The following is a 25,288-nucleotide window of genomic DNA, read 5'->3' as shown; positions in this document are numbered from 1 at the left end:
TACAAATCAAAAATAAAAAGATTTGAAATTGGAAAATATACCAAGTCCCTTAATAATTCAGAAATTCACCACCGAAAGTGGTGCAGTTTACCGTTCGTTACCTTTAAGTTTTGCTGTTTTTGGCCAGCCATTATACAGCGCGCCTATTGTTTTGGTAAATCACGCCCTAACCGGAAATGCTCAGGTTACAGGCGAAAACGGTTGGTGGAATGATTTAATTGGCGATGAAAAAACAATCGACACCACAAAATATACCATATTGGCATTCGACGTTCCCGGAAACGGAAACGATTCGTTCATAATAGATAATTATAAGGATTTCACCACCAGAGATATTGCCAGAATTTTTATTGAAGGATTAAAAGCCTTAAATATTCAACAGGTATTTGCTGTAATTGGAGGTTCTGTTGGCGGCGGAATTGCCTGGGAAATTTTGGCTTTAGAACCAAACATCACAGAACATTTAATTCCGATAGCAACCGACTGGAAATCGACCGACTGGATGATTGCCAATTGTTATCTGCAGGAACAAATTCTGAACAACTCTTCAAAACCAATTGAAGATGCCAGAATTCATGCCATGTTGTGTTACCGATCTCCGGAATCATTTAAAGAAAAATTTCAGCGTACCGTAAATCAGGATCTTTTGATTTTTAATATCGAAAGCTGGCTAGCGCATCACGGCAGTAAATTGCAAAAACGCTATCAGTTATCATCTTATAAATTGATGAACCAATTGCTAAAAACCATAGATATTACCCGAAATAGTGCCGATTTCGAAACATTAATGTCTAAGACAAATGCAGCGATTCACATCATTGCAATCAATTCAGATTTATTTTTTACACCAAAAGAAAATCTGGAAACCTATAATGAATTAAAGAAATTTAAAAACAATGTTTTTTACAGCGAAATAGATTCCGTTCACGGACATGACGCTTTTTTAATCGAGTACAAACAATTAGATCATTTACTTGCCGATATTTTTAAGGCAGAAACAATAGAAAAATAAAATGAAAATATTAAAATTTGGAGGTAAATCGTTATCAAACGGAGAAGGATTAAACAAAGTAGTTTCAATCATTTCTGATAAAGTAAATCAAGGCGAAGAAATTGCCGTAGTTGTTTCAGCACGTGGCAATGCAACAGATGAATTAGAAGATATCTTAAGAATTGCTGCTAAAAACGGAAATTACAAACCTTTATTAGAAAGCTTCAAAACATACCAGATTTCAGATTATCCAAAAGTCGATTTCTCTGAAGAATTTAATATTTTAGATAAATTATTCGAAGGCGTAAGTTTGATTGGAGATTACAGCAATAAAATTAAAGATCAGATTTTATCAAAAGGCGAATTGCTTTCGGCTAAATTATTGACTTCAATTTTAGTTGAAAAAGGAATTCAGGCGAACTTTGTAGATTCAAGAGAATTATTAAAAACCGATTCTAAATTTGGAGATGCACAGCCTTTAGAACAACTTTCGAAGAAAAACGTAATCAATTACTTTAAACTTCATAACGGAGCAACCGTAAATATCGTTACAGGTTTCATTGGTTCAAATAACAATAATGACACAACAACCTTAGGAAGAAACGGAAGTAATTATACCGCTTCGTTAATTGCTAATTATTTAAATGCCGAAGAACTTCAAAACTTTACACACGTAGACGGAATTTATACAGCAAATCCTGATTTAGTTGCCGATGCCAAAAAAATCGAATATTTATCGTTTAATGAAGCAAACGAATTGGCCAATTTTGGAGCAACAATTTTGCACGCCAAAACCATTATTCCATTATTAGAAAAAAATATTCCGCTTCGTATTTTAAATACATTCAACGATGATAATCGCGGAACTTTAATTACTTCTGATGCTGAAAAAGAAGGAATTAAAACACTTTCTGTATTAGAAAATGTTTCCCTTGTAAATCTTGAAGGACGTGGATTACTTGGAAAAGCCGGAGTCGACGCCCGAATTTTTAAAGTGATGGGCGATCATAATATCAGCGTAAGTATTATTTCGCAAGGTTCTTCAGAAAGAGGAATCGGACTTGTTGTAGCAACGGATAAAGCAACGACAGCAATGGTCGAATTAGAAAAAGAGTTTGAAAACGACTTTTATTCTAAAGACGTAAATCAGATTACAGTAACAGATAATGTTTCGGTAATTTCTATAATCGGCCAGGATTTAAGCACGTTTCATAAACCATACACCGCTTTAATCAAAAATAAAATAGTTCCAATATTATTCAACAATACCGTTACAGGTAAAAACGTGAGTTTGGTTGTTAAGAAATCAGAACTGCATAAAGCCCTGAACGTTATTCACGGTGAAATTTTTGGAGTTTCTAAAAAAATCAATATCGCAATTATTGGTCACGGTTTAGTTGGCGGAACATTAATAAATCAAATATTAGAATCTTCTGCAGCAATTGAAAAACGTAAAGACATCAAGCTAAATGTTTTTGCAATTGCCAATTCTAAAAAATTACTTTTAAATAAAAATGGCGTAACTTCAAACTGGAAAAACGACATTCAGACTAAAGGCGACGCTTACACTATAAATGATATTATTGCTTATGCAACCGAACACCATTTAGAGAATTTAATTGCGATCGACAATACAGCAAGTGCCACATTTGTAGAAAATTATATTCCGTTTATTGAAAATAGTTTCGATTTGATTTCATCAAATAAAGTAGCGAATACTTTAAGTTATGGTTTTTATAAAGAAATAAGAAAATCATTAGCAGAAAATCAAAAGAATTATTTATATGAAACCAATGTTGGTGCAGGTTTGCCATTAATTGATACGATAAAATTATTGCATCTTTCGGGTGAAAATATCACGAAAATAAAAGGAGTTTTCTCAGGAACTTTGAGTTATTTATTTAATAATTTCTCTGCAAAAGATGTTCCGTTTAGCCAGATTTTGCAAGAAGCAATTGATAATGGTTACACAGAACCGGATCCGCGTGAGGATTTAGGTGGAAATGACGTTGGAAGAAAATTATTGATTTTAGCGAGAGAATTAGACTTGCAAAATGAGTTTGAAGAAATCTCAATTCAAAACCTAATTCCGGAGCATTTACGTGATGGAAATGTTGCTGATTTCTTAACCAAATTAAAAGAATTCGACCCAATTTACGAGAAAATAAAAGCAGATCAAAAACCAAATCACGTATTAAGATACATTGGCGAATTGTCTGGAGATTTACAAAATGATAAAGGAATTCTGGAAGTAAAATTAGTTTCAGTTCCTTCAGATACCGCTTTAGGCGGATTAAAAGGATCAGATTCTTTCTTCGAAATTTATACAGAATCTTACGGAGATCGTCCAATCGTTATTCAGGGAGCCGGTGCAGGTTCTGCAGTAACAGCAAGAGGAGTTTTCGGAGATATTTTGAGATTGTCAGACAAAGGATAAAACGATTTTTAAATTAAAAACATAAATTTAGTAGCCCCCAAGCAATTATGAACAAATTTTTTTTAGTAATATTTTCAATGTTATTTTTTGTAGCATGCAATAGTTATGATAATGATATTGATGATGATGAAGAAGTTTTTAATTATCCTTCGACTTTAAAATTAACGCAATATGAAATTTTAGAAAATGTCAGGGTTTTTACAAAGAACGGTGAGGTCAAAAATGAAAATCTTATTAATAAATTTATAACTGGAGGAGGATTTGAACCAAGTATTTTTGAATTAAAAGGACAATCATCAAGTTTCGAAAAAGGAGATATCATCAACTATAAAACTAAAGATTCGGTTGAATTCGAATGGGGAAACAGTAAACAAAAATTGACTGTTAAAGATGTAGGGAAGGAAGTTTATTTTTATCCAAAAGACACTTTAACATACTATTACGCAAATCAAGGAACCTTAGATACTTTTTTTTATCAAATGGGAAATTATAAACCATATTATAAAAAAATAGATATGCCGGGTAATTTTCCAGATGTTGCAGTGAAATATTACGCTGCTATTGTAGCTTCTGGAAATCCAAATAAATTGACAATTAATAGTATGACCTATAAATTAATAAGATCAAGTAACACTCAAATATTTGGTTCATCTCAAAGGTTTGTTTTGAATAACGGATTTGACAAAAATGTGCTCTCTTTATTAAATCAAGGAGATACAATAGCTGTTCAGAATACCAAAATGGTGTATGAAAAAAACTAAAAACTAATTGTATTTAAATTCGAAAACATTGATTTTCTTATTGATCAAAAAAAATAAAAAAACAAAATAACAACACAATGAAAGTAACCTTAAACAGAGTAAATGACGCATTTCATTTCAAAGTAAAAAATGAACGCGGACATGTAGTTGACGTTGATAGCAGAGCTGAATTTGGCGGAAGCGATTTAGGCGCAAGTCCAATGGAATTAGTTTTAATGGGCGTTGCAGGCTGCAGTGCCATTGATATGATTTCGATTTTAAAGAAACAACGCCAGGAAATCACTTCATTTAATGCTGAGGTCGAAGGAACCCGCGTTCAAATAGACGAAGCAAAACCTTTTAAAGAAATTGATGTTGTTTTCTATTTAGAAGGCGATATTAATCCTGAAAAAGCACAACGTGCGGCACAGCTTTCTTTCGAGAAATATTGCTCAGTTGCCAAAACAGTTGAGCCAACCGCAACCATAAATTACAAAGTTGTTTTAAACAACGAAATATTATAGTCTAAGTTTTAAGTTCCGATTTTTTCCAACTAAGAAAACCTGAAACTTGAAACCTGAAACAAAAAAACAAAAAACACACAATGAATAAAGAAGAATTTGGCTTTGAAACCCTTGCCATACGTACACATTTAGAAAAAACACAATTTCAGGAACATTCAACACCTTTGTATTTATCATCAAGTTTTATATTTGAAGATGCAGAGGACATGAGAGCTTCTTTCACAGAAGAAAAAGTCCGCAATATTTATTCTCGATTCAGTAATCCAAATACAACAGAATTTGTAGACAAAGTTTGTGCAATGGAAGGTGCAGAAGCTGGTTATGCTTTTGCAACCGGAATGGCTGCGATATACTCTACGTTTGCTGCATTGTTAGAATCTGGAGATCATATCGTTTCTGCAGGAAGTGTTTTTGGGTCAACTCACGCATTGTTCATGACGTATTTTCCAAAATGGAAAATTGAAACTTCTTATTTTGATATCAATAAACCGGAAACAATTGAAAGTTTTATTAAACCAAACACAAAAATTTTATATGCTGAAACACCAACAAATCCTGGTGTAGATGTAGTTGATTTAGAATTATTGGGTCAAATTGCAAAAAAGCATAATTTGATTTTGATAATCGACAATTGTTTTGCTACGCCATACATTCAGCAGCCTATTAAATATGGTGCTCATATAGTGATTCATTCAGCAACAAAATTAATTGACGGTCAAGGTCGTGTTTTGGGCGGAGTTGCAGTTGGAGAAGCTGAATTAATTCGTAAAATATACCTGTTTTCAAGAAATACAGGACCGGCAATGTCACCTTTTAATGCGTGGGTTTTATCTAAAAGTTTAGAAACTTTGGCTGTTCGTGTTGATAAACATTGCGAAAATGCTTTAAAAGTAGCTGAGTTTTTAGAAAATCATCCAAATGTAGAGAGCATTAAATATCCGTTTTTAAAATCGCATCCAAAATATGAGATTGCCAAAAAACAAATGCTTTTAGGTGGTAACATTATTGCAATCGAAATAAAAGGCGGAATTGAAGCTGGAAGAAAATTTCTGGATAAGATTAAATTATGTTCACTTTCGGCAAATATCGGAGACGTAAAAACAATTGTAACGCATCCGGCATCAACAACGCACAGTAAATTATCTGTAGAAGAAAAGCTGGCAGTTGGAATTACAGAAGGTTTAGTGCGTGTTTCTGTAGGTCTGGAAACTGTAAAAGACATTATCGCTGATTTAGATCAGGCGCTTTCTTAAATTAATTTTAGATTTTAGATTGCTGGAAATCTATAACAGGTTATAAATAACGATTTTTGACTGTAATTTTATTACTGTTAAAAATCGTTATTCTTTTTTATTGTGGTTTGAGTAAAAAGTATATTTTTGTTAAAACTGAAATTGGAAAAGTATAATAATCAAATAAAATCAAACTTGAATAACTCTATTTATGTTATTGAAAAGAAACTATTAACTTCTGATCGTGATCGTTTCGTAAATTGTATTTTGGATTTTATCTTTATTGTTGTTGCTATGTTTGTTTTTACATTACTTATTATAATTATAGGAAATATTTTGCAATTTAGCATATATCGAATTTGGACGGAAATTGCAATTTCATTGGGAATACCTGGATTTTATCTTTCTTTCTCAATGTTTTACTATTTGGTTTTAGAATGGCTTCTAGGGCGATCTATTGGGAAATTTATTACAGGCAGCACAGTCGTAAATAAAAATGGTTTGAAACCAGGTTTTGGTGAGATTTGCATAAGAACTCTGTGTCGTTTAATTCCCTTTGATGCTTTATCTTTTTTAGGAAAATCTGGAAGAATATGGCATGATTCCCTATCTAATACTTATGTTGTTGAGAAAAAAGCTTTAGAAGAAGATATAAAAATGTTTTATGAATTCAATTTAATTGGAGTTCAGGAAACTGATTTGTAAATTAAAATCATTAAAATAACATATTAATAACCATTAACTTAAACCAATTACAACATGAGTAACTCTACTTACATTCTTGACGACAAATTATTTGCCTCTAACGGAAGTCGTTTTTTAAATTATATCTTAGACCTTGTCGCTTTTGTTATTATTTTCTTTTTATTTTGTATTGCTCTCGGAATTTTCATTGGATTGATTGGCAAAACTGATTGGATAACTGACATGGGTGAATTAGGATGGAATTTAATCGCATTCACACTATTCTTATTATACTATACTTTATTGGAAGGTTTTTTCGGAAGATCAATTGGTAAATTTATTACAGGAACAATTTTAGTAGATGAAAATGGACAAAGACCAAGTTTTGGAACCGTTTTTAAAAGAAGTTTATGCAGATTAATTCCTTTTGATGCATTTTCCTTTTTAGGAAGCGACGGAAGAGGTTGGCACGATACAATATCTGACACCTATGTAGTTAATAAAAAAGCTTTAGAGGAAGAAGTAAAAACATTTCATGAATTTAGCTTAATTGGAGCTCAGGAAACAAATTAAGTTAAACTATACTAAATTAGTAGAATATACTTATTCATTCTGTTATTATTCTCGTTCAAAAAGCATATTTTTGTTGTAGAATAATATGAAGGTTGTTGATTTTGGAAAAAAAATCTAAAATCAACAATCTTCAATCTAAAATATAAAGAAGTGCTTTCAAAGAAAACAAAATACGGAATTAAAGCTTTAACTTATTTAGCCAGACGCGAAAACAATGAACCTGTACAAATTGCAGAAATTGCGAGAAGCGAACATATTTCGATAAAATTTTTAGAAAGCATTTTATTACTGCTTAGAAACTCTGGTTTTCTAGGTGCTAAAAAAGGAAAAGGCGGTGGTTATTACCTGATAAAAGATCCAAAAGATATCAGTATGGCCAAAGTTTATCGTATTCTCGAAGGTCCAATTGCGCTGCTTCCGTGCGCAAGTCACAATTTTTATGAAAAATGTGATGATTGTGATGACGAGTCAACTTGCGCCGCTAGACGCTTAATGACTGAGGTTCGGGATAATACGCTTAAAATACTTGAAAGTAATTCTCTCGCAGACATTGCTTTTTAATCGATAAAAATTAGAAAAAAAAAGTTTGAATTTAAAAAAAAGTGTTACTTTTGCAAAGTAATCTACTAAGCCGATAGGATAATGGATTTTAAAAATAAGAAAAAACATAGCAATATGGAGAAAGAGCTGAAATTAAATAATGTTGGAGTTAAGTCTGATACATCAATAAAAGAAAAATTATGGGTAGGTATACCTGTTATTCTATTGGTAGGTTTATTAACAACATTAATATATAATCATTATGCTGAATTTTCCTGGAACGGATTCGTAGGTGGTTTTAATCAGGAGTTTTTAGTTTTTTTCTTAATTGGTGTTTTTGCACAATTAGTAGATGGAACTTTAGGAATGGGTTATGGAGCAACTTCAACGTCATTTTTATTGGCTTATGGAGTTCCGCCAGTTGTTAGCAGTACAGCAGTTCACGTGTCTGAAATGTTTACAACCGGAGCATCAGCGCTTTCGCATCACCGTTTCGGGAATATCAATAAAAAACTGGTAAAACATTTGTTGATTCCAGGAGTTTTAGGTTCGATAACAGGAGCTTATTTATTAGCAGATGTTATTAATGGAGATATTATCAAGCCATTTATTGCAGTTTATATGATTGTGTTGGCTATTATCATCATCAAAAAAGCGCTTAAAAAAACAATTGTAAAAAAGAAGACTAAAAGATTAGGAGCTTTAGCTGTTTTTGGAGGTTTTATGGATTCTGTTGGTGGCGGTGGCTGGGGACCAATTGTAACTTCAACATTATTGGGAAGAGGAAGAAATCCGAGATATACTATTGGTTCAGTAAATGCAGCTGAGTTTGCGATTTCATTTGCAAGTGGTATAACTTTTATGCTTTTTGGCGGAATTCACGGTTGGCAGGTAATTATCGGATTGATTTTAGGGGGCGTAATTTCAGCGCCATTAGCAGCTTATCTGGTAAATAAAATCAAAAGAAAACCAATGATGGTTGCAGTAGGAATCTTAATTATATTATTGAGTTTAAAAACATTATCGAAATTATTATAATACATTTTCAGGAAGGAGAATAATATGAATGCAAAAGATATAGAAGTATTATTAGACATAACAAAAGATTTTTCTCTCGAAGAAACTTTGAGTTTCTTAGCTAAACAATACCCGAAAGAAGTTGTTTTTTCAACTTCATTTGGTCAGGAAGATCAGGTAATTACAGATTTTATTGCTAAAAATAATATTGACATTACCATTTTTACTTTAGACACAGGAAGATTATTTCAGGAAACGTATGATGTTTTTCACAGAACATTAAAAAAGTACAAAAAACAAATTGAAGTTTATTTTCCCGAAGCAGCAGCAGTCGAAAATTTACTAAAACAAAAAGGTCCAAACAGCTTTTATGAATCAGTAGAAAATAGAAAAGAATGCTGTTTTATTCGAAAAGTAGTTCCGTTACGAAAAGCTTTGGCAGGAAATAAAGTTTGGATTACTGGTTTAAGAGCAGAACAATCAGAAAACAGACATGATTTGAATTTGTTTGAATACGACGGAAATTTCGAAATCATAAAATTCAATCCATTATTAAAATGGACTTTGCAGGAAGTTGAAGATTATCTAAAAGAAAATAATGTTCCTCAAAATGCATTGCACAAACAAGGATTCGTAAGTATTGGTTGTGCACCTTGTACAAGAGCAATTTTGCCAGACGAAGACATCAGAGCCGGAAGATGGTGGTGGGAGTCAAGCCATAAAGAGTGTGGTTTGCATAGCGCTAAAAAAGAATAGTAGAAGCAAGAAGCAAGACTTTCTGTTAGAGAATAGAATATAGATTATAGAATAAAGAGTGGAGATTTTAGATCAGGCGAAAAACTTGAAACTTTAAACCTGACAAAATTTTTCACAAACAAAATATCAAACAAAAAAACAATGAGTTCAGTATTAAAAACAAATGCTTTAGAGAGTGAAGCAATATATATTTTCAGAGAAGTAATTTCACAATTTGACAAACCTGTTTTACTTTTTTCTGGAGGAAAAGATTCTATAACATTAGTGCGTTTGGCACAAAAAGCATTTTTTCCGGCAAAAATTCCGTTTCCTCTATTGCACGTTGATACGGGACACAATTTCCCTGAAACAATTGCTTTCAGAGATAAATTGGTAGAAGAATTAGGTTTAGAATTAATTGTTCGCAATGTTCAGGATGCTATTGATGAAGGAAAAGTGGTTGAAGAAACTGGGAAATATTCTAGTAGAAACAGCCTGCAAACGACAACACTTTTAGATGCAATCGAAGAGTTTAAGTTTGATGCCTGTATTGGTGGTGCACGTCGTGATGAAGAAAAAGCAAGAGCTAAAGAACGTATTTTTTCAGTGCGTGATGATTTCGGACAATGGGACGAAAAAAATCAAAGGCCTGAGTTGTTTGATATTTTAAATGGAAAAATAGAAAATGGGCAAAACGTTCGTGTTTTCCCAATTTCAAACTGGACAGAATTAGATGTTTGGAGTTATATCGAAAAAGAGCATATCGAAATTCCATCAATCTATTTTTCACATAAAAGAAAAGTTTTTTTGAGAGACGGTTTAATCTGGTCACATTCTCCTTATGTGTACCAGGAAGAAGACGAACAAATCGAAGAAAGAATTGTTCGTTTCAGAACCGTTGGAGATATGAGTTGTACAGCCGCTGTTGAATCTTATGCAGCAACAATTCAGGAAGTTGTGGGAGAAATCAGAGAATCAACCATTTCTGAAAGAGGAGCCAGAATCGATGACAAACGTTCTGAAGCCGCAATGGAAAAGAGAAAACAACAAGGGTATTTTTAATAATTGTTAATTGTTAATGCAATTCGGAACGAAATTTAAAAATAGAATCAAGAAAACAAAAACATACAGATTTAAATTTTAGACAAAGTTTTTCAACTTGAAACTTGAAACAAAAATTAAACCTGAAACAAAATATTACAGAATGGAAGTTTTAAAAATAGCAACAGCAGGAAGTGTAGATGACGGAAAAAGTACTTTGATCGGGAGATTATTGTACGATACAAAATCATTGACGACTGATAAAATTGAAGCAATCGAAAAAAGCAGTAAACAAAAAGGATACGATTATCTTGATTTTTCTTTGGCAACGGATGGTTTAGTGGCCGAAAGAGAGCAAGGAATCACAATTGATGTGGCGCATATTTATTTTTCGACTGCAAAGAAAAGTTACATTATTGCCGACACTCCAGGTCACGTAGAATATACAAGAAACATGGTTACGGGAGCTTCGACTTCTCAGGTTTCTATTATTTTAATTGATGCCAGAAAAGGCGTTATCGAGCAAACATACCGTCACTTTTTTATCAATAATTTATTGCGAGTAAAAGAAGTAATTGTTGCCATTAATAAAATGGATTTAGTTGATTATTCTGAAGAAGTTTTCAATAAAATCAAAGCCGATTTTCAGGCATTAAATGCAAAAAGCACATTCAAAGAGCAAAACGTAAGTTACATTCCGTTAAGTGCAATCAATGGCGGAAACGTGGTTGATAAATCAGAGAATATGTCTTGGTACGATGGACAAACTGTATTAGAACATTTAGAAGGATTACATGCTTCTGATGTTTTTGAAGCAGGAAAAGCACGTTTCCCGGTTCAAACCGTGATTCGTCCAAAAACAGAAGAATACCACGATTTTAGAGGTTACGCAGGAAAATTATACGGAAACTCAATAAAAGTTGGAGATGCTGTAACGGTTCTTCCTTCTTTAACAGAATCAAAAGTATCTAAAATTCACTTTTTCGATAAAACATTTGACGAAGCTGTTGCAGGTTCTTCAATCACAATCGAATTAGAAAATGATATCAATGTTACAAGAGGCGATATGATTGTAAAATCATCAGAACTTCCAAAAATTGAAAAAGAAATCACAACAACAGTTTGCTGGATGGATAGCAAGAAACTGGTTGCAGGAACAAAATACATTGTACAGCACAATACAAATTCGGTTTTAGCAAAAGTAGAAAGTATCAAAAATACCATCTCAACAGATTATTCCGGAACAAAAGAAGCTTCACAATTAGCCATCAACGAAATCGGAGAAGTAAGCATCAAATTAAGTAAGCCTTTATATTTTGACGCTTACAACGAAAATAAATCAAATGGAGCTTTTATCTTAATTGATACAGCAACAAATACAACAGCAGGAGTAGGATTTATTAGGTAGTTTCACTGCTGTAAGCAATAAGCTTTAGGCTGTAAGCTTTTAGCAAAAAACGTATAAAAAGGCATGCAAGGGCTTAAAGCTTATTGCCAAAAGCCAAAAGCAAGAAAAACACAAAGTTAAAAAAGCTTAGAGCCTAAAGCTTAAAGCCTAAAGCGAAAGAAAAATGGAAAGTTTTAGAACAGAAATAGAAAATCCGATAGTTCAAAAAGAAATTATCGATCTTGAAAAAAAGATTCATTTATTCCGTGGAGGAAAAATTGATGATGAGCGTTTTCGTAGTCTTCGTTTAGCACGTGGAATTTACGGACAACGTCAGGAAGGCGTTCAAATGATTCGTATTAAATTACCTTACGGTAAAGTAACGAGCGAACAATTAGTGCGTATTACTAAAGTTTCTGATGAATATTCAACAGGGCGTTTGCACATTACAACACGTCAGGATATCCAGATTCACTACGTAAGTTTAGACAGAACTCCAGAACTTTGGGCAAATCTGGCTAAAGACGATATTACACTTCGTGAAGCGTGCGGAAACACCGTAAGGAATATTACAGGAAGCGAATTAGCCGGTGTAGACGTAAACGAACCATTTGATGTTTCGCCTTACGCACACGGACTTTTTCAATACTTATTAAGAAATCCAATTTGTCAGGAAATGGGACGTAAATTCAAAATTTCGTTCTCATCGTCTGAAGAAGATACTGCTTTGAGTTATTTACACGATTTAGGATTTATTCCGAAAATTGTAAATGGAGAAAAAGGCTTTAAAATCATGTTTGGAGGAGGTTTAGGATCTCAGCCTGCACATGCCGAATTACTTTCAGAGTTTGTTCCGGTAAACCAAATTATTCCAACAGCAGAAGGAATCATCCGTATTTTCGACAGATACGGAGAACGTGCCAAAAGAATGAAAGCACGTATGAAGTTCTTGATCAAAGAAATGGGGAAAGATGTTTTCCTGGATTTGGTTGAACAAGAGAAAAAAGCAATCGCTTTTGAAACATACGAAATAGATACAACTGCTTTTGATGGTCCAATTCCAGAGCCATTATTAGAAGTTCCGCAAGTTACAATCGAAGATACAAAAGGGTATGAAGCCTGGAAAAAATCGAATGTAATTGCACAAAAACAAGAAGGTTATTACGCTATTGGAATCAAAGTTTTATTAGGAGATTTTTATACAGATAAAGCGAGATTATTAGCCGATTTAATTAAAAATTACGCAGCAAACGAATTACGTTTTTCATTGCGTCAAAATATTGTAATACGTCACGTAAAAGAAGCTAATTTACCTTTCTTTTACCAAGAATTAGCCAAGTTGGACTTTGTTCATTTAGGATATAATTCTACGGCAGATATTACGGCATGTCCGGGTACTGATACTTGTAATTTGGGGATTGCAAGTAGTACCGGTATTGCAGAAGAATTAGAAAAAGTACTAAATGCAGAATATCCTCAGTATTTAAACAATCACGAAATTGAAATTAAAATTTCGGGTTGTATGAATGCTTGCGGACAACACAATATGTCTGCAATTGGATTTCAGGGAATGTCAATCAATTCAGGAAAACTTGTTGCTCCGGCTTTACAGGTTTTATTAGGTGGAGGAAAATTAGGAAACGGTTCAGGACGTTTTGCTGACAAAGTAATTAAAATTCCAAGCCGTAGAGGACCGGATGCATTACGTACCATTTTGAATGATTTTGATGCGAATGCAAACGGAGAAAAATTCCTGAATTATTACGATCTGAAAGGAGAGAAATATTTCTACGAAATTTTAAAACCTTTCGCAGACGTAACCAATTTAACCGAAGCTGATTTCATCGATTGGGGTAATGCAGACAACTATGTAAAAGCAGTTGGAGTAGGAGAATGTGCCGGAGTTGTAATTGATTTGGTTGCTACCTTATTATTAGAAGCTAAAGATAAACTAACATTCGCACAAGAATCTTTCGACGAAGGAAAATGGTCAGATGCAATTTATCATGCTTACGCTGGATTTGTAAATGGCGCTAAAGCATTATTGCTTGCTGAAAATGAAAAAACAAATAATCACGCAGGAATTGTAGACTTATTTGATACTGTTTTTGTAACTACTTCTAAAATAGAATTGGCAACAACATTCAGAGAATTAGTATATCAAATCAATCAAAATGAACCTTCAGAAGCATTTGCAAAAGCATACATTCAACAAGGAATTTCATTTTTTGATACCATAGAGAAATACAGAGCTCAAGAATTAGCAAATGCTTAATAGTAAACCCAAAGTAACTTTAGTTGGCGCAGGTCCGGGCGATCCAGATTTGCTTACGCTCAAAGCCGTAAAAGCACTAGCTGAAGCAAATGTGGTTTTGTACGATGCCTTGGCCAATGAAGAAATATTAGCACACGCACCTAAAAATGCCATCAAAATTTTTGTTGGAAAAAAAATAGGAAATCACGCTTACACACAAGATCAAATCAATCAGTTGATTGTTGATAATGCATTAACGTACGGAAATGTAGTGCGCTTAAAAGGCGGAGATCCGTTTATTTTCGGACGCGGAAGTGAAGAAATAGATTTTGTAGAAAGTTTCGGAATTGAAACCATTGTAGTTCCCGGAATTTCTTCAGTAGTTGCAGTTCCTGCAAGCCAGGGAATTTCGATTACAAAAAGAGGCGTTTCAGAAAGCTTTTGGGCGATAACCGGAACAACTTCTGATAGAAAATTATCTTCAGATGTAGCTTTGGCAGCACAATCTTCTGCAACGGTTGTTATTTTAATGGGAATGCACAAATTGCCTCAGATTATCGATTTGTTTCAAAAAGAAGATAAAGGAAATTTACCCGTTGCGATCATTCAAAAGGGAACAACTTTAGAAGAAAAAGTTGGAGTTGGAACAGTAGATTCGATTTTAGAAATTGTAAAAGAACAAAAACTAAGCTCGCCAGCCATTATTGTTCTAGGAGAAGTTGTGAGAGAAAGCAATAAATTAAAAGGCTTTTACGAAGAATTCCTGTCAAAAGAAATCTCAAGATAAGACATAGCCTGAGGTTTCAACCTCAGTGATGCATGAATATTTAATTCAATATTCATCAAAAATCATCTAATTTTGTTTAGATGAAATTAAATTAAAATGGAACAGAACGAATTATATCCAATATTCTTAAAACTTCATAATCTGAATGTTTTGATTGTGGGCGGGGGAAATGTTGGATTAGAAAAGCTTACTTTTTTATTAAAGTCAAGCCCAAATGCAAATGTTGAGGTTGTCGCGCCAGATTTTCATTTAGAAATTAAAGTTTTAGCAGAAAATCATCCTTCGATTACATTAACAGAATCGAAGTTTAAAAAGAAAATGCTCAAAAAGCGTCACATGGTAATCGCTTGTACCGATGATTTAAAAGTCAATAAAAAGGTATATGAATTATCCCGAAAGCGTTATTTGATTTGCAATATTGCCGATACGCCAGATTTATGTGATTATTATTTGGGTGGAATCGTAACAAAAGGAAATGTAAAAATTGCTATTTCGACCAACGGAAAATCGCCAACAACAGCCAAAAGGTTAAGGGAATTTTTTGAAGAAGTAATTCCGGAAGACATTAATCAAATGGTAGAAAACCTCAATGAATACAGGAAAACATTGAAAGGCAATTTTGAAGACAAAGTAAAAAAGATGAACGAGATTACCGCTTCATTAAAAAATAAAGAGTAAAAAGTTTCTCAAGGAAATGAATGATAAAAATCATTGAAAATAGAATAAATTATTCGTTCCTTTGTGTTATTAAGAATGATTATAAACAAATACCATAATGATTAAAACAGATATACTTATAATTGGAGCAGGGCCAACAGGTTTATTTGCCGTTTTCGAGGCAGGATTATTAAAATTAAAATGTCATATTTTAGATGCTTTACCACAAGCAGGAGGACAACTTTCTGAGTTGTACCCAAAAAAACCTATTTATGATATTCCTGGTTTTCCAGAAGTTTTAGCAGGGGATTTAATTGATAATTTGCAAGAGCAAATCAAGCAATTCGAGCCAGGTTATACTTTAGGAGAACGTGCTGAAACCATCGAAAAACAAGAAGACGGAAGTTTCATTGTAACCTCAAATAAAGGAACTAAATTTCACGCGCCTATTATAGCAATCGCTGGAGGTTTAGGAAGTTTTGAGCCACGTAAACCACTTATTGAAGATATCGAGTTTTATGAAGATAAAGGAGTAAAATACTTCATCAAAAATCCGGAAAAATTCAGAGACAAAAGAGTTGTAATTGCCGGAGGAGGAGATTCAGCATTAGACTGGAGTATTTTCCTTGCAAATGTAGCTTCAGAAGTGACTTTAATTCATAGAAGAAATGAATTTAGAGGTGCTTTGGATTCTGTAGAAAAAGTACAGGAATTAAAAACAGCCGGAAAAATTAAATTGGTTACTCCTGCAGAAGTAATCGGTATTAATGGTGCCGAACACGTAGAATCAATAGATATCGAAGAAAACGGAGCACACCGTAAAATCGAAACAGATTATTTTATTCCACTTTTCGGATTGACTCCAAAACTAGGACCAATCGCAGACTGGGGATTAGAAATCGAGAAAAATGCCATTAAAGTAAACAATGCATTAGATTACCAAACTAATATTCCGGGAATCTTCGCAATTGGAGACGTTAATACATATCCAGGAAAATTGAAGTTAATCCTTTGTGGTTTCCACGAAGCAACTTTAATGTGTCAGGCAGCATACGCAATCATCAATCCGGGTAAAAAATACGTGTTGAAATATACAACAGTTTCTGGTGTAGACGGTTTTGACGGAACTCGTAAAGAAGCTCCAAAAGCGGTTGTTAAGGCGATTATCTAAATTACTAAGGCGCTGAGGTTCTAAGGAACTAAGATATTTTATATAAAAAGCTCAAACTTGTTATCAAGTTTGAGCTTTCTTTTTTAGAAAAAAGCATAAAAATATAGCCAGTGGTTTCAACCACTGGAACACAACGTTTGAACATAACGCATTATCGCGATACGTTTCCCGCGTTTGAAACCGCGGGCTATATTGGAAAAACAATAGTCAAACTTTAAACTTAGTCCCTCAGAACCTTAGCGTCTCAGACACTTAAAAAAAAACATTTGCAAATCGCAAGTCGATTTCATACCTTTGCACTGTTCTTAAAATTATTGAAAGTTATCACGAAAGGCGGAGGGATAGACCCAATGAAACCTTAGCAACCCTTTATCATAAAGAAGGTGCTACATTCTACTTTTTACTAATTCATAGTATTAAAGATAGATAACACAAATACATAAAGTATTTCTCAAAACTCTTCCTGACAACTTACAATATAATTTTACTGATTCAGTATTATGAGCGAATCATTGGCGCATTTTTGCAGTCAATAGTTCCCGCTGTATACAAATATCTTTTATTCTGAACCCCAGAATAAAAGGATATTTGCTTCCATCGGGGCTAATAAGCCATCAATAGTGAATTTTTGGAATTAAAGTGAATCAAAATATCGTGCTAAACCCGACAGGTTTTCAAAACCCGTCGGGTTTAAAATCGGAAATACAATTAAATAAAAAAACTTAGCATCTTAGAACCTTAGAGTCTTAGCAGCTAAAACAAAAAAATATGGCAATTACGATACAAGAAGCAATAAAAAAAAATATCCTAATCCTTGACGGAGCAATGGGAACCATGTTGCAGCGCTATAATTTCTCCGAAGAAGATTTCAGAGGAGAGCGTTTCAAAGATTTTCCGCATCCATTAAAAGGAAACAACGATTTACTATCCATAACACAACCACAAGCAATTCGCGATGTTCACGCTGCCTATTTTGATGCCGGCGCAGACATCGTAGAAACCAATACTTTTTCAGGAACGACAATCGGTATGGCCGATTACTTCCTGGAAGAATTGGTTTACGAGTTAAACTACGAATCGGCAAAAATCGCAAGAGAAGTAGCCGATGAGTTTACCGCTAAAAATCCGGACAAACCTCGTTTTGTTGCGGGTTCAATTGGCCCAACAAACCGTACAGCAAGTATGTCGCCAGATGTAAACGATCCGGGTTACAGAGCCGTAACTTTTGATGATTTACGAATTGCCTACAAAGAACAAGTAGAAGCCTTAATGGATGGAGGTTGCGATTTACTTTTGGTAGAAACAATATTTGATACCTTAAATGCAAAAGCAGCACTTTTTGCAATCGAAGAAGTAAAAGACGAACGTAATCTTGATATTCCAATCATGGTTTCAGGGACGATTACCGATGCATCAGGAAGAACACTTTCAGGACAAACCGTTGAAGCATTTTTGATTTCAGTTTCGCATATTCCGTTATTGAGTGTAGGATTCAATTGTGCTCTTGGAGCCGATTTATTGAAACCGTATTTGAAAACATTAGCACAACATACACAGTTCAACGTTTCAGCACATCCAAATGCAGGATTGCCAAACGCATTCGGTCAATATGATGAAACGCCAGAACAAACCCAGGCTTTCATCAAAGAATATTTAGATGATAATTTAATCAATATTATTGGTGGTTGTTGTGGAACAACTCCGGATCATATCAGATTAATTGCAGAAGTTGCGAAGGATTATAAACCGAGAGTTGCGCCTGTTTTTGCGTAATTATTTCGTTGTCCTGCAAGGTTTTCAAAACCTTGTAGGTATAATATAATTTGGAAGCTAATAAAAAGACAAACCTACAAGGTTTTGAAAACCTTGCAGGTTGAACTGAGAATAAAATGTAAAGTCGGGAACAATATATTTTGTAGCTATTGAAAAAGAAAAATGATAAAAGAAGACGTAAGAATAATTCATAAATCGAACGAGATTAAAGTAATCGTCTTTTTTATGCTAGTTGGTTTACTTATATATTCAATGTATTACAATGATAAAGAACAGGGTAATTATTTAAAATCTTTTAAAGGAGAAAAAATAGGATTGTTGACCAGAGTAAAAGATCATGATGAACACGGATATACATTACAATATTATTTTTATCTGGATAAAAAAATAAGAGCAACAATCTATGTTAAAGAATATGACAGTGAGATTTTAAACAAGTTTTTTAAAGTTAAATACAATATAAATAACCCGGAGGAAAACTATATAGTTTTAGAAGAAGAATTAGAACCTGATTCAATTTCATTAGTGAAAGCGGGTTTTACTAAAACAAAATATTACGTATATGATGCAGGTGTAACTTGTAAATATATAGAAAAGACAAAATGGAAATAGAAACCTACAAGGTTTTTAAAACCTTGCAGGTTGAAATCGTGAAGAATATAGTTGTTTTGAAACCAAATTTGCGTGAGGGATAGAAGCGGTTAGCCCACAGTCTGACGAAGGAAGTGCGAGGACTTGTAACGGATAGCCCGGTTCGCCGCGGCGAAACACGCCCAAAATAAGATTAAAGAAGAATAAAGGTTAGTAAAATCTTAAAACATATAGAATAAAACTTAGAATCTAAGCATCTTAGAATCTTAGTAACTTAAAAAGAAAATGGCAGAAAACAGAAGAGACCTTGTATTAGCAGGATTAGAACCGTTGATTATTACACCAACCAGTGTTTTTGTAAACATTGGGGAACGTACAAATGTAACGGGTTCAAGAAAATTCCTTCGCTTAATCAAGGAAGAGAAATATGACGAGGCACTTGATATTGCAAGACAACAAGTAGAAGGCGGAGCACAAATCATCGATATTAATATGGATGAAGGAATGCTTGATGGTGTTCAGGCGATGACTAAATTTTTGAATTTAATTGCATCAGAACCGGATATTTCGAGAGTGCCGATTATGATCGACAGTTCGAAATGGGAAATCATCGAAGCTGGTCTTAAAGTAGTACAAGGAAAAAGTGTTGTAAACTCGATTTCGTTGAAAGAAGGCGAAGAAGCCTTTATTCATCATGCTAAATTAATCAAACGATATGGAGCTGCGGCTATTATTATGGCTTTTGACGAAGTTGGTCAGGCCGATAATTTTGACCGAAGAGTGGAGATTTGTCAACGTTCGTATGATATTTTGGTCAATAAAGTTGGTTTTCCTCCACAGGATATTATTTTCGATTTAAATATTTTCCCAGTTGCAACCGGAATGGAAGAGCATCGTTTGAATGCTTTGGACTTTTTTAGAGGTACAAAATGGGTTCGTGATAACTTGCCTCACGCGCATATTAGTGGTGGAGTAAGTAACGTTTCGTTCTCTTTTAGAGGAAATGACCACGTTCGTGAAGCAATGCACTCGGTATTTTTATACCACGCAATCAAGAACGGAATGACAATGGGAATCGTAAATCCGGAAATGCTTTCGATTTATGATGATATTCCAAAAGATTTATTAGAACACGTTGAAGACGTAATTTTAGATAGACGCGACGACGCGACAGAACGACTTCTGGATTTTGCCGAAAACGTAAAAGGCGAAGTAAAAAGTGATGAAAAAGCGATTCAGGAATGGCGTTTAGGAACGGTTCAGGAACGTATTACGCATTCATTGGTAAAAGGAGTTGACGCTTTTATTGAAGAAGATGTCGAAGAAGCACGTTTAGCTGCTGTAAAACCCATTGAAGTTATCGAAATCAATTTGATGACTGGAATGAATGTGGTTGGAGATTTATTTGGAAGCGGAAAAATGTTCCTGCCTCAGGTAGTAAAATCAGCACGTGTAATGAAAAAAGCCGTGGCTTATTTATTGCCTTATATCGAAGCCAGCAAACAAGCCGGAGACAAACAAGGAAACGGAAAAATTTTGATGGCGACTGTAAAAGGCGACGTTCATGATATTGGTAAAAATATCGTTTCGGTGGTTTTGGCGTGTAACAATTATGAGATTGTGGATCTTGGTGTTATGGTGCCTCCGGAAAAAATTATTGCTGCTGCGATTGAACATAATGTAGACATTATTGGTTTAAGCGGATTGATTACGCCTTCACTTGACGAAATGGTGTATCTGGCAAAAGAATTAGACAAACAAGGAATTAAAATCCCGATTATGATTGGTGGAGCAACAACTTCGCGCGCGCATACAGCCGTGAAAATCGCTCCGCAATATAGAGAAACTGTAATTCACGTAAATGATGCTTCGAGAGCCGTTACCGTTGCAGGAAACCTATTAGATCATAACCGAAAAATATATGCAAGCGATATTCGTGCAGAATACGATGCGTTTAGAGAAACGTTTTTAAACCGTTCGAGAGATAAAAACTTCCTGACGATTGAGCAAGCGCGTAAAAATAAATTACAATTAGATTGGGACGAATATACACCAACCAAACCAAAAGTAATTGGCAAACAAATCGTAGAAGTTGATCTTGATGTTTTGGTTCCGTACATCGACTGGACGCCGTTTTTTAGAACTTGGGAATTGTTCGGAAAATATCCGGCAATTTTAACCGATGAAGTTGTGGGTAAAGAAGCAACTTCAGTTTTTGCAGATGCACAGGAAATGTTGAAAGTAATTTTGGCAGAGAAAAAATTATCTGCAAAAGGAATTTACGGTATTTTCCCTGCGAATCAGGTTGATGATGATGATATTGAATTGCGTGATGAAAACGGAAAAGTTTTAGAGAAATTCTTAACGCTTCGTCAACAATCACAAAAAACAAAAGGAGCACCAAACATAGCTTTGTCTGATTTTATTTTGCCAAAAGACAGCGGAATTACAGATTATATAGGAGCCTTTTGTGTAACAACCGGTTTTGGTGTTGATGAATGGGCAGCTGAATTCGAAAAAGATTTGGACGATTATAATTCGATTATGGTAAAAGCATTAGCCGATCGTTTTGCTGAAGCTTTCGCCGAATATCTTCACGAGAAAGTACGTCAGGATTTCTGGGGTTATGATGCGGAAGAATCGCTTTCGACAGAAGATTTAATTGAAGAAAATTATAAAGGAATTCGTCCTGCGCCAGGATATCCTGCTTGTCCGGATCACTTAGAGAAACCAACAATTTGGAAACTCTTAAATGTAGCCGAAGAAATTGGAGTAACCTTAACGGAAAGTATGGCAATGTGGCCGGCTTCATCGGTTTCTGGATATTATTTCGGAAATCCGAAAAGCAAATACTTCGGACTTGGAAAAATAAAAGAAGATCAGGTGGTAGATTATGCCAAACGACGCAATGTACCAACAGATTACGCAATGAAATGGTTAAACCCTAATATAGCAGATTAAAACATAGTCATAAAGTCAAAAGTCATAAAGTCTCAAAGGGCATGACTTTCGACTTTCGACATTCAAACTTTAAGACTTAAAATGAAAGTAACAGAACATATAGAAAACGCCAAAGGAAACACATTATTCTCATTTGAAATTATTCCGCCTCAAAAGGGGAAAAGCATTCAGGAATTATACGATAATATTGATCCGTTGATGGAGTTTAAGCCACCGTTTATTGATGTAACAACTTCTCGCGAGGAGTATATTTATATTGATAAAGGCAACGGACTTTTAGACAAAAAGCTAACTCGTATGCGTCCGGGAACGCTTGGAATTTGCGCTTCTATAAAACATAAATACAATGTAGATACCGTTCCTCATGTACTTTGCGGAGGATTTACAAAAGAAGAAACCGAATATCTTTTGGTAGATTGTAACTACTTAGGAATTGACAATGTGATGGCTTTGCGTGGTGATGCGATGAAAGACGAACAATATTTTATGCCAAAAGCCGGAGGTAATGATTATGCAATTGATTTGGTAAAACAAATTAGTTTACTAAACCAAGGCAAATATCTTCACGAAGTTATGGATGCGGATAACAGAGCCAATTTTTGTATTGGAGTTGCGGGTTATCCGGAAAAACATTTAGAATCTCCATCGTTACAATCTGACTTAAAAAGACTGAAAGAAAAAGTTGATGCCGGAGCTGATTATGTTGTAACACAAATGTTTTTTGACAATGCAAAATATTTTAATTTTGTAGAAAAAGCAAGAGAAATGGGAATCACGATTCCTATTATTCCGGGAATTAAACCCATTGCGGTTCAGAGACATTTGCAGGTTTTACCTCAAATTTTCCGTATCGATTTGCCTGAAGATTTGATTAATGCAGTTGATAAATGCAAGAACAATGTAGAGATAAAACAAGTCGGAATCGAGTGGGCAATTCAACAATCGTTAGAATTAAAAGCTGCCGGAGTTCCAGTTTTGCATTATTATTCAATGGGAAAATCGGAGAATATTCGCCAGATAGCGAGTCATCTTTTTTAGATTTCTCCTTCGTCGAAATGACAGGAATGTGGGAAATAAAGAGTTTAATCTTTGTCAAAGTTTAAAACTTTTACAAAGATATAGCAAGCTTGAAATTTGGTCCCGAAGTTTCGGGATTAATTTGAAATTTAATTTTACTCATTATGAAAAAAGAAGAATTACAAGCTATAGCTTCTCAGCTAAAACATCCAACGGGAGAAAAAGGAATAGAAATGGCAAATATGATGCATGAAACAAACATCAATATGACACGTCATTCTATCTTAAATCTAAATATTGCTGACGAAAATATTATTCTGGAATTAGGTCACGGAAACGCAGGACATTTAGAATTTCTATTCGAACAAGCCAAAAATCTAAAATATTACGGACTCGAAATGTCTGAGTTAATGTTTCAGGAAGCGCGACAAATCAACAGAAATTTTGTCTCCCAAAAACAAGCCTTCTTTTCACTTTATGATGGAAATATAATTCCGTTTCAAGATGCTTTTTTCGATAAAATATTTACTGTAAATACCCTTTATTTTTGGAAGGAACCTCAAAAATTTCTCTTTGAAATATACCGCGTTTTGAAATCAAATGGAACTTTTAGTTTAACATTTGCCGAAGAAAGTTTCATGAAACAACTTCCGTTTACGCAATATGAATTTGAACTTTACAGTACTGAAAAAGCAGAAGAATTAGTTCGAAAAACAGCTTTTAAAATAGTTCGTAAAGAAACTTCAACAGAGAAAGTAAAAAGTAAAACCGGAGAATTGGTTGACAGGGCTTTTACTACTTTAGTTCTCGGAAAATAACAAAAAAACAGCGGCAAAAATTTTAGTACTCTTTTTTTGAGTAATTTAATTGATTTTTATTTCAAGTTTTAATTCTAAATCCTATCTAATCTATTTAATTATGGAAGTTAAAAAAATCAATTTTCTCAAAAGTTACGGCAGTATTCTTTTACTTCTTGGTGGAATCATTCTTGGAAGTATTCTCGGATTAGTATTCGGAAAAGATGTTGAGGTTATAAAACCACTAGGAGATATATTTCTGAACTTACTTTTTACAGCAATTATTCCATTGATTTTTTTCACCATTGGTTCGTCTGTTGCCAATTTAGAACAAACAGAAAAACTTGGAAAACTTTTTATCATTATGCTGGCTGTTTTTTTAGGAACAGTATTAATATCAGCAATCGTAATGATTACAGCAGTTTATATTTTTCCAATTCATCAAAGTATTATTGTTTCTAAAATTCCATTAGAAACAATCGAATCAGGAAGTATTGGAGATCAAATCGCAAAATTGGTTACAGCAAATGATTTCTTCGAATTATTATCCCGAAAAAGTATGCTGGCACTTATTATATTCTCTTTTTTAGTAGGATTTGCAACATTACAATCTGGAGAAAAAGGAAGTGGTTTCAGAAGTTTTTTAGATTCTGGTAACGAAGTTATGAAACAGCTTTTAGGCATAATAATGAAATTAGCGCCCGTAGGATTAGGAGCTTATTTTGCCTATCAGGTTGGCGTTTTCGGCCCGCAATTATTTGGAGCTTACGCTAAACCATTGGGCGTTTATTATGGCGCTTGTGTTTTTTATTTCTTTGTCTTTTATAGTTTATACGCACTTATATCAGGAGGGAAACGTGCTTTTGTAGTGTTTTGGAGCAATAATATTACGCCTTCATTAACGGCAGTAGGAACCTGCAGTAGTATTGCAACTATTCCGGCAAATCTTGATGCGGCTGAAAAAATGGGAATTCCCAAACACGTTAGAAATTTGGTTATTCCGTTAGGCGGACCATTACATAAAGATGGTTCGAGTATGTCATCCATATTAAAGATCACAGTTTTATTTGCCATGTTCGGAAAAGATTTCACAGATCCATTAACCATACTTTTAGCGTTAGGAATTACTGTAATCGTATCAATTGTAGAAGGCGGAATTCCGAATGGAGGATATATAGGAGAGATTCTGGCCATTACCGTTTACGGTTTACCGATGGAACAAGCTTTGCCCGTAGCCATGATTTTAGGAACTTTAGTCGATCCAATTGCTACTTTATTAAATGCAAATGGTGACGTAATATCTTCTATGATGGTTGCCCGGTTTTCTGAAAAAACGAAATGGTAAAACAAAAATAAAATCCGTGTGAAAACAAATTAAA

The 25,288-nt window shown here is 34.1% G+C and carries 22 protein-coding genes and 1 riboswitch; all 22 genes read left to right on the top strand.

Annotated features, from left to right (window positions below):
• Positions 1-28: 28 nt before the first annotated feature.
• The 22 genes from GKZ86_RS02755 (at position 29) to GKZ86_RS02650 (ending at position 25,254) form a co-directional block, all read left to right on the top strand.
• Positions 29-1,012 (top strand): alpha/beta fold hydrolase, encoded by a 984-nt coding sequence (locus GKZ86_RS02755; protein WP_228526512.1) that lies wholly within the window; start codon positions 29-31, stop codon positions 1,010-1,012.
• Position 1,013: 1 nt separating this feature from the next.
• On the top strand, positions 1,014-3,428 hold the full coding sequence (thrA, locus tag GKZ86_RS02750; protein ID WP_154781578.1) for a bifunctional aspartate kinase/homoserine dehydrogenase I: 2,415 nt from the start codon (positions 1,014-1,016) through the stop codon (positions 3,426-3,428).
• Positions 3,429-3,505: 77 nt separating this feature from the next.
• Positions 3,506-4,189, top strand: coding sequence for a hypothetical protein (locus tag GKZ86_RS02745; RefSeq protein ID WP_154781577.1), 684 nt, complete (start codon positions 3,506-3,508; stop codon positions 4,187-4,189).
• Positions 4,190-4,266: 77 nt separating this feature from the next.
• A complete protein-coding gene (locus GKZ86_RS02740; RefSeq protein ID WP_154781576.1) occupies positions 4,267-4,692 on the top strand; it encodes an OsmC family protein in 426 nt (141 codons plus the stop codon).
• Between the two features lie 80 nt (positions 4,693-4,772).
• Positions 4,773-5,945, top strand: a complete 1,173-nt coding sequence (locus GKZ86_RS02735; RefSeq protein WP_154781575.1) for a PLP-dependent aspartate aminotransferase family protein — start codon at positions 4,773-4,775, stop codon at positions 5,943-5,945.
• Positions 5,946-6,086: 141 nt separating this feature from the next.
• Positions 6,087-6,629: an RDD family protein gene (locus tag GKZ86_RS02730; RefSeq protein WP_228526511.1), complete on the top strand. Its 543-nt coding sequence runs from the start codon at positions 6,087-6,089 to the stop codon at positions 6,627-6,629.
• Between the two features lie 54 nt (positions 6,630-6,683).
• The gene (locus GKZ86_RS02725) at positions 6,684-7,181 is read left to right on the top strand and encodes an RDD family protein (RefSeq protein WP_154781574.1); all 498 of its coding nucleotides are present in this window, start codon (positions 6,684-6,686) and stop codon (positions 7,179-7,181) included.
• 150 nt (positions 7,182-7,331) lie between these two features.
• Complete coding sequence (locus GKZ86_RS02720) at positions 7,332-7,742, top strand: Rrf2 family transcriptional regulator (protein WP_029271841.1); 411 nt, start codon at positions 7,332-7,334, stop codon at positions 7,740-7,742.
• Positions 7,743-7,856: 114 nt separating this feature from the next.
• Entirely contained in the window at positions 7,857-8,759 is a 903-nt protein-coding gene (locus GKZ86_RS02715; RefSeq protein WP_154781573.1) for a sulfite exporter TauE/SafE family protein, read from the top strand.
• A gap of 24 nt (positions 8,760-8,783) precedes the next feature.
• Positions 8,784-9,494: a phosphoadenylyl-sulfate reductase gene (locus GKZ86_RS02710; protein WP_154781572.1), complete on the top strand. Its 711-nt coding sequence runs from the start codon at positions 8,784-8,786 to the stop codon at positions 9,492-9,494.
• A 141-nt stretch (positions 9,495-9,635) separates the two neighbouring features.
• On the top strand, positions 9,636-10,535 hold the full coding sequence (gene cysD / locus GKZ86_RS02705; RefSeq protein ID WP_042566295.1) for a sulfate adenylyltransferase subunit CysD: 900 nt from the start codon (positions 9,636-9,638) through the stop codon (positions 10,533-10,535).
• Positions 10,536-10,677: 142 nt separating this feature from the next.
• Positions 10,678-11,922 (top strand): sulfate adenylyltransferase subunit 1, encoded by a 1,245-nt coding sequence (locus GKZ86_RS02700; RefSeq protein WP_154781571.1) that lies wholly within the window; start codon positions 10,678-10,680, stop codon positions 11,920-11,922.
• 163 nt (positions 11,923-12,085) lie between these two features.
• A complete protein-coding gene (locus GKZ86_RS02695; RefSeq protein WP_154781570.1) occupies positions 12,086-14,176 on the top strand; it encodes a HEPN domain-containing protein in 2,091 nt (696 codons plus the stop codon).
• Positions 14,169-14,942: a uroporphyrinogen-III C-methyltransferase gene (gene cobA, locus GKZ86_RS02690; RefSeq protein WP_154781569.1), complete on the top strand. Its 774-nt coding sequence runs from the start codon at positions 14,169-14,171 to the stop codon at positions 14,940-14,942. The genes GKZ86_RS02695 and cobA overlap by 8 nt, the downstream gene beginning before the upstream one ends.
• Positions 14,943-15,038: 96 nt before the next feature.
• Positions 15,039-15,620 (top strand): bifunctional precorrin-2 dehydrogenase/sirohydrochlorin ferrochelatase, encoded by a 582-nt coding sequence (locus GKZ86_RS02685; protein ID WP_154781568.1) that lies wholly within the window; start codon positions 15,039-15,041, stop codon positions 15,618-15,620.
• Between the two features lie 97 nt (positions 15,621-15,717).
• Entirely contained in the window at positions 15,718-16,770 is a 1,053-nt protein-coding gene (locus tag GKZ86_RS02680) for an NAD(P)/FAD-dependent oxidoreductase (RefSeq protein ID WP_154781567.1), read from the top strand.
• A gap of 318 nt (positions 16,771-17,088) precedes the next feature.
• Positions 17,089-17,203, top strand: a riboswitch (SAM riboswitch).
• A gap of 335 nt (positions 17,204-17,538) precedes the next feature.
• Positions 17,539-18,543, top strand: coding sequence for a homocysteine S-methyltransferase family protein (locus GKZ86_RS02675; protein WP_154781566.1), 1,005 nt, complete (start codon positions 17,539-17,541; stop codon positions 18,541-18,543).
• Between the two features lie 162 nt (positions 18,544-18,705).
• Positions 18,706-19,155, top strand: coding sequence for a hypothetical protein (locus GKZ86_RS02670; protein ID WP_154781565.1), 450 nt, complete (start codon positions 18,706-18,708; stop codon positions 19,153-19,155).
• 264 nt (positions 19,156-19,419) lie between these two features.
• Positions 19,420-22,095, top strand: coding sequence for a methionine synthase (gene metH / locus GKZ86_RS02665; protein WP_154781564.1), 2,676 nt, complete (start codon positions 19,420-19,422; stop codon positions 22,093-22,095).
• A gap of 81 nt (positions 22,096-22,176) precedes the next feature.
• Positions 22,177-23,133, top strand: a complete 957-nt coding sequence (gene metF / locus GKZ86_RS02660; RefSeq protein ID WP_154781563.1) for a methylenetetrahydrofolate reductase [NAD(P)H] — start codon at positions 22,177-22,179, stop codon at positions 23,131-23,133.
• A 143-nt stretch (positions 23,134-23,276) separates the two neighbouring features.
• The gene (locus GKZ86_RS02655) at positions 23,277-23,930 is read left to right on the top strand and encodes a class I SAM-dependent methyltransferase (RefSeq protein ID WP_154781562.1); all 654 of its coding nucleotides are present in this window, start codon (positions 23,277-23,279) and stop codon (positions 23,928-23,930) included.
• 100 nt (positions 23,931-24,030) lie between these two features.
• Positions 24,031-25,254: a dicarboxylate/amino acid:cation symporter gene (locus GKZ86_RS02650; RefSeq protein WP_154781561.1), complete on the top strand. Its 1,224-nt coding sequence runs from the start codon at positions 24,031-24,033 to the stop codon at positions 25,252-25,254.
• Positions 25,255-25,288 lie beyond the last annotated feature (34 nt).

It is taken from the genome of Flavobacterium sp. LC2016-13 (assembly GCF_009707955.1).
GTDB lineage: Bacteria > Bacteroidota > Bacteroidia > Flavobacteriales > Flavobacteriaceae > Flavobacterium.
The sequence above is the reverse complement of the archived record's forward strand: the minus strand, read 5'-3'. Positions and strand labels throughout refer to the sequence as shown.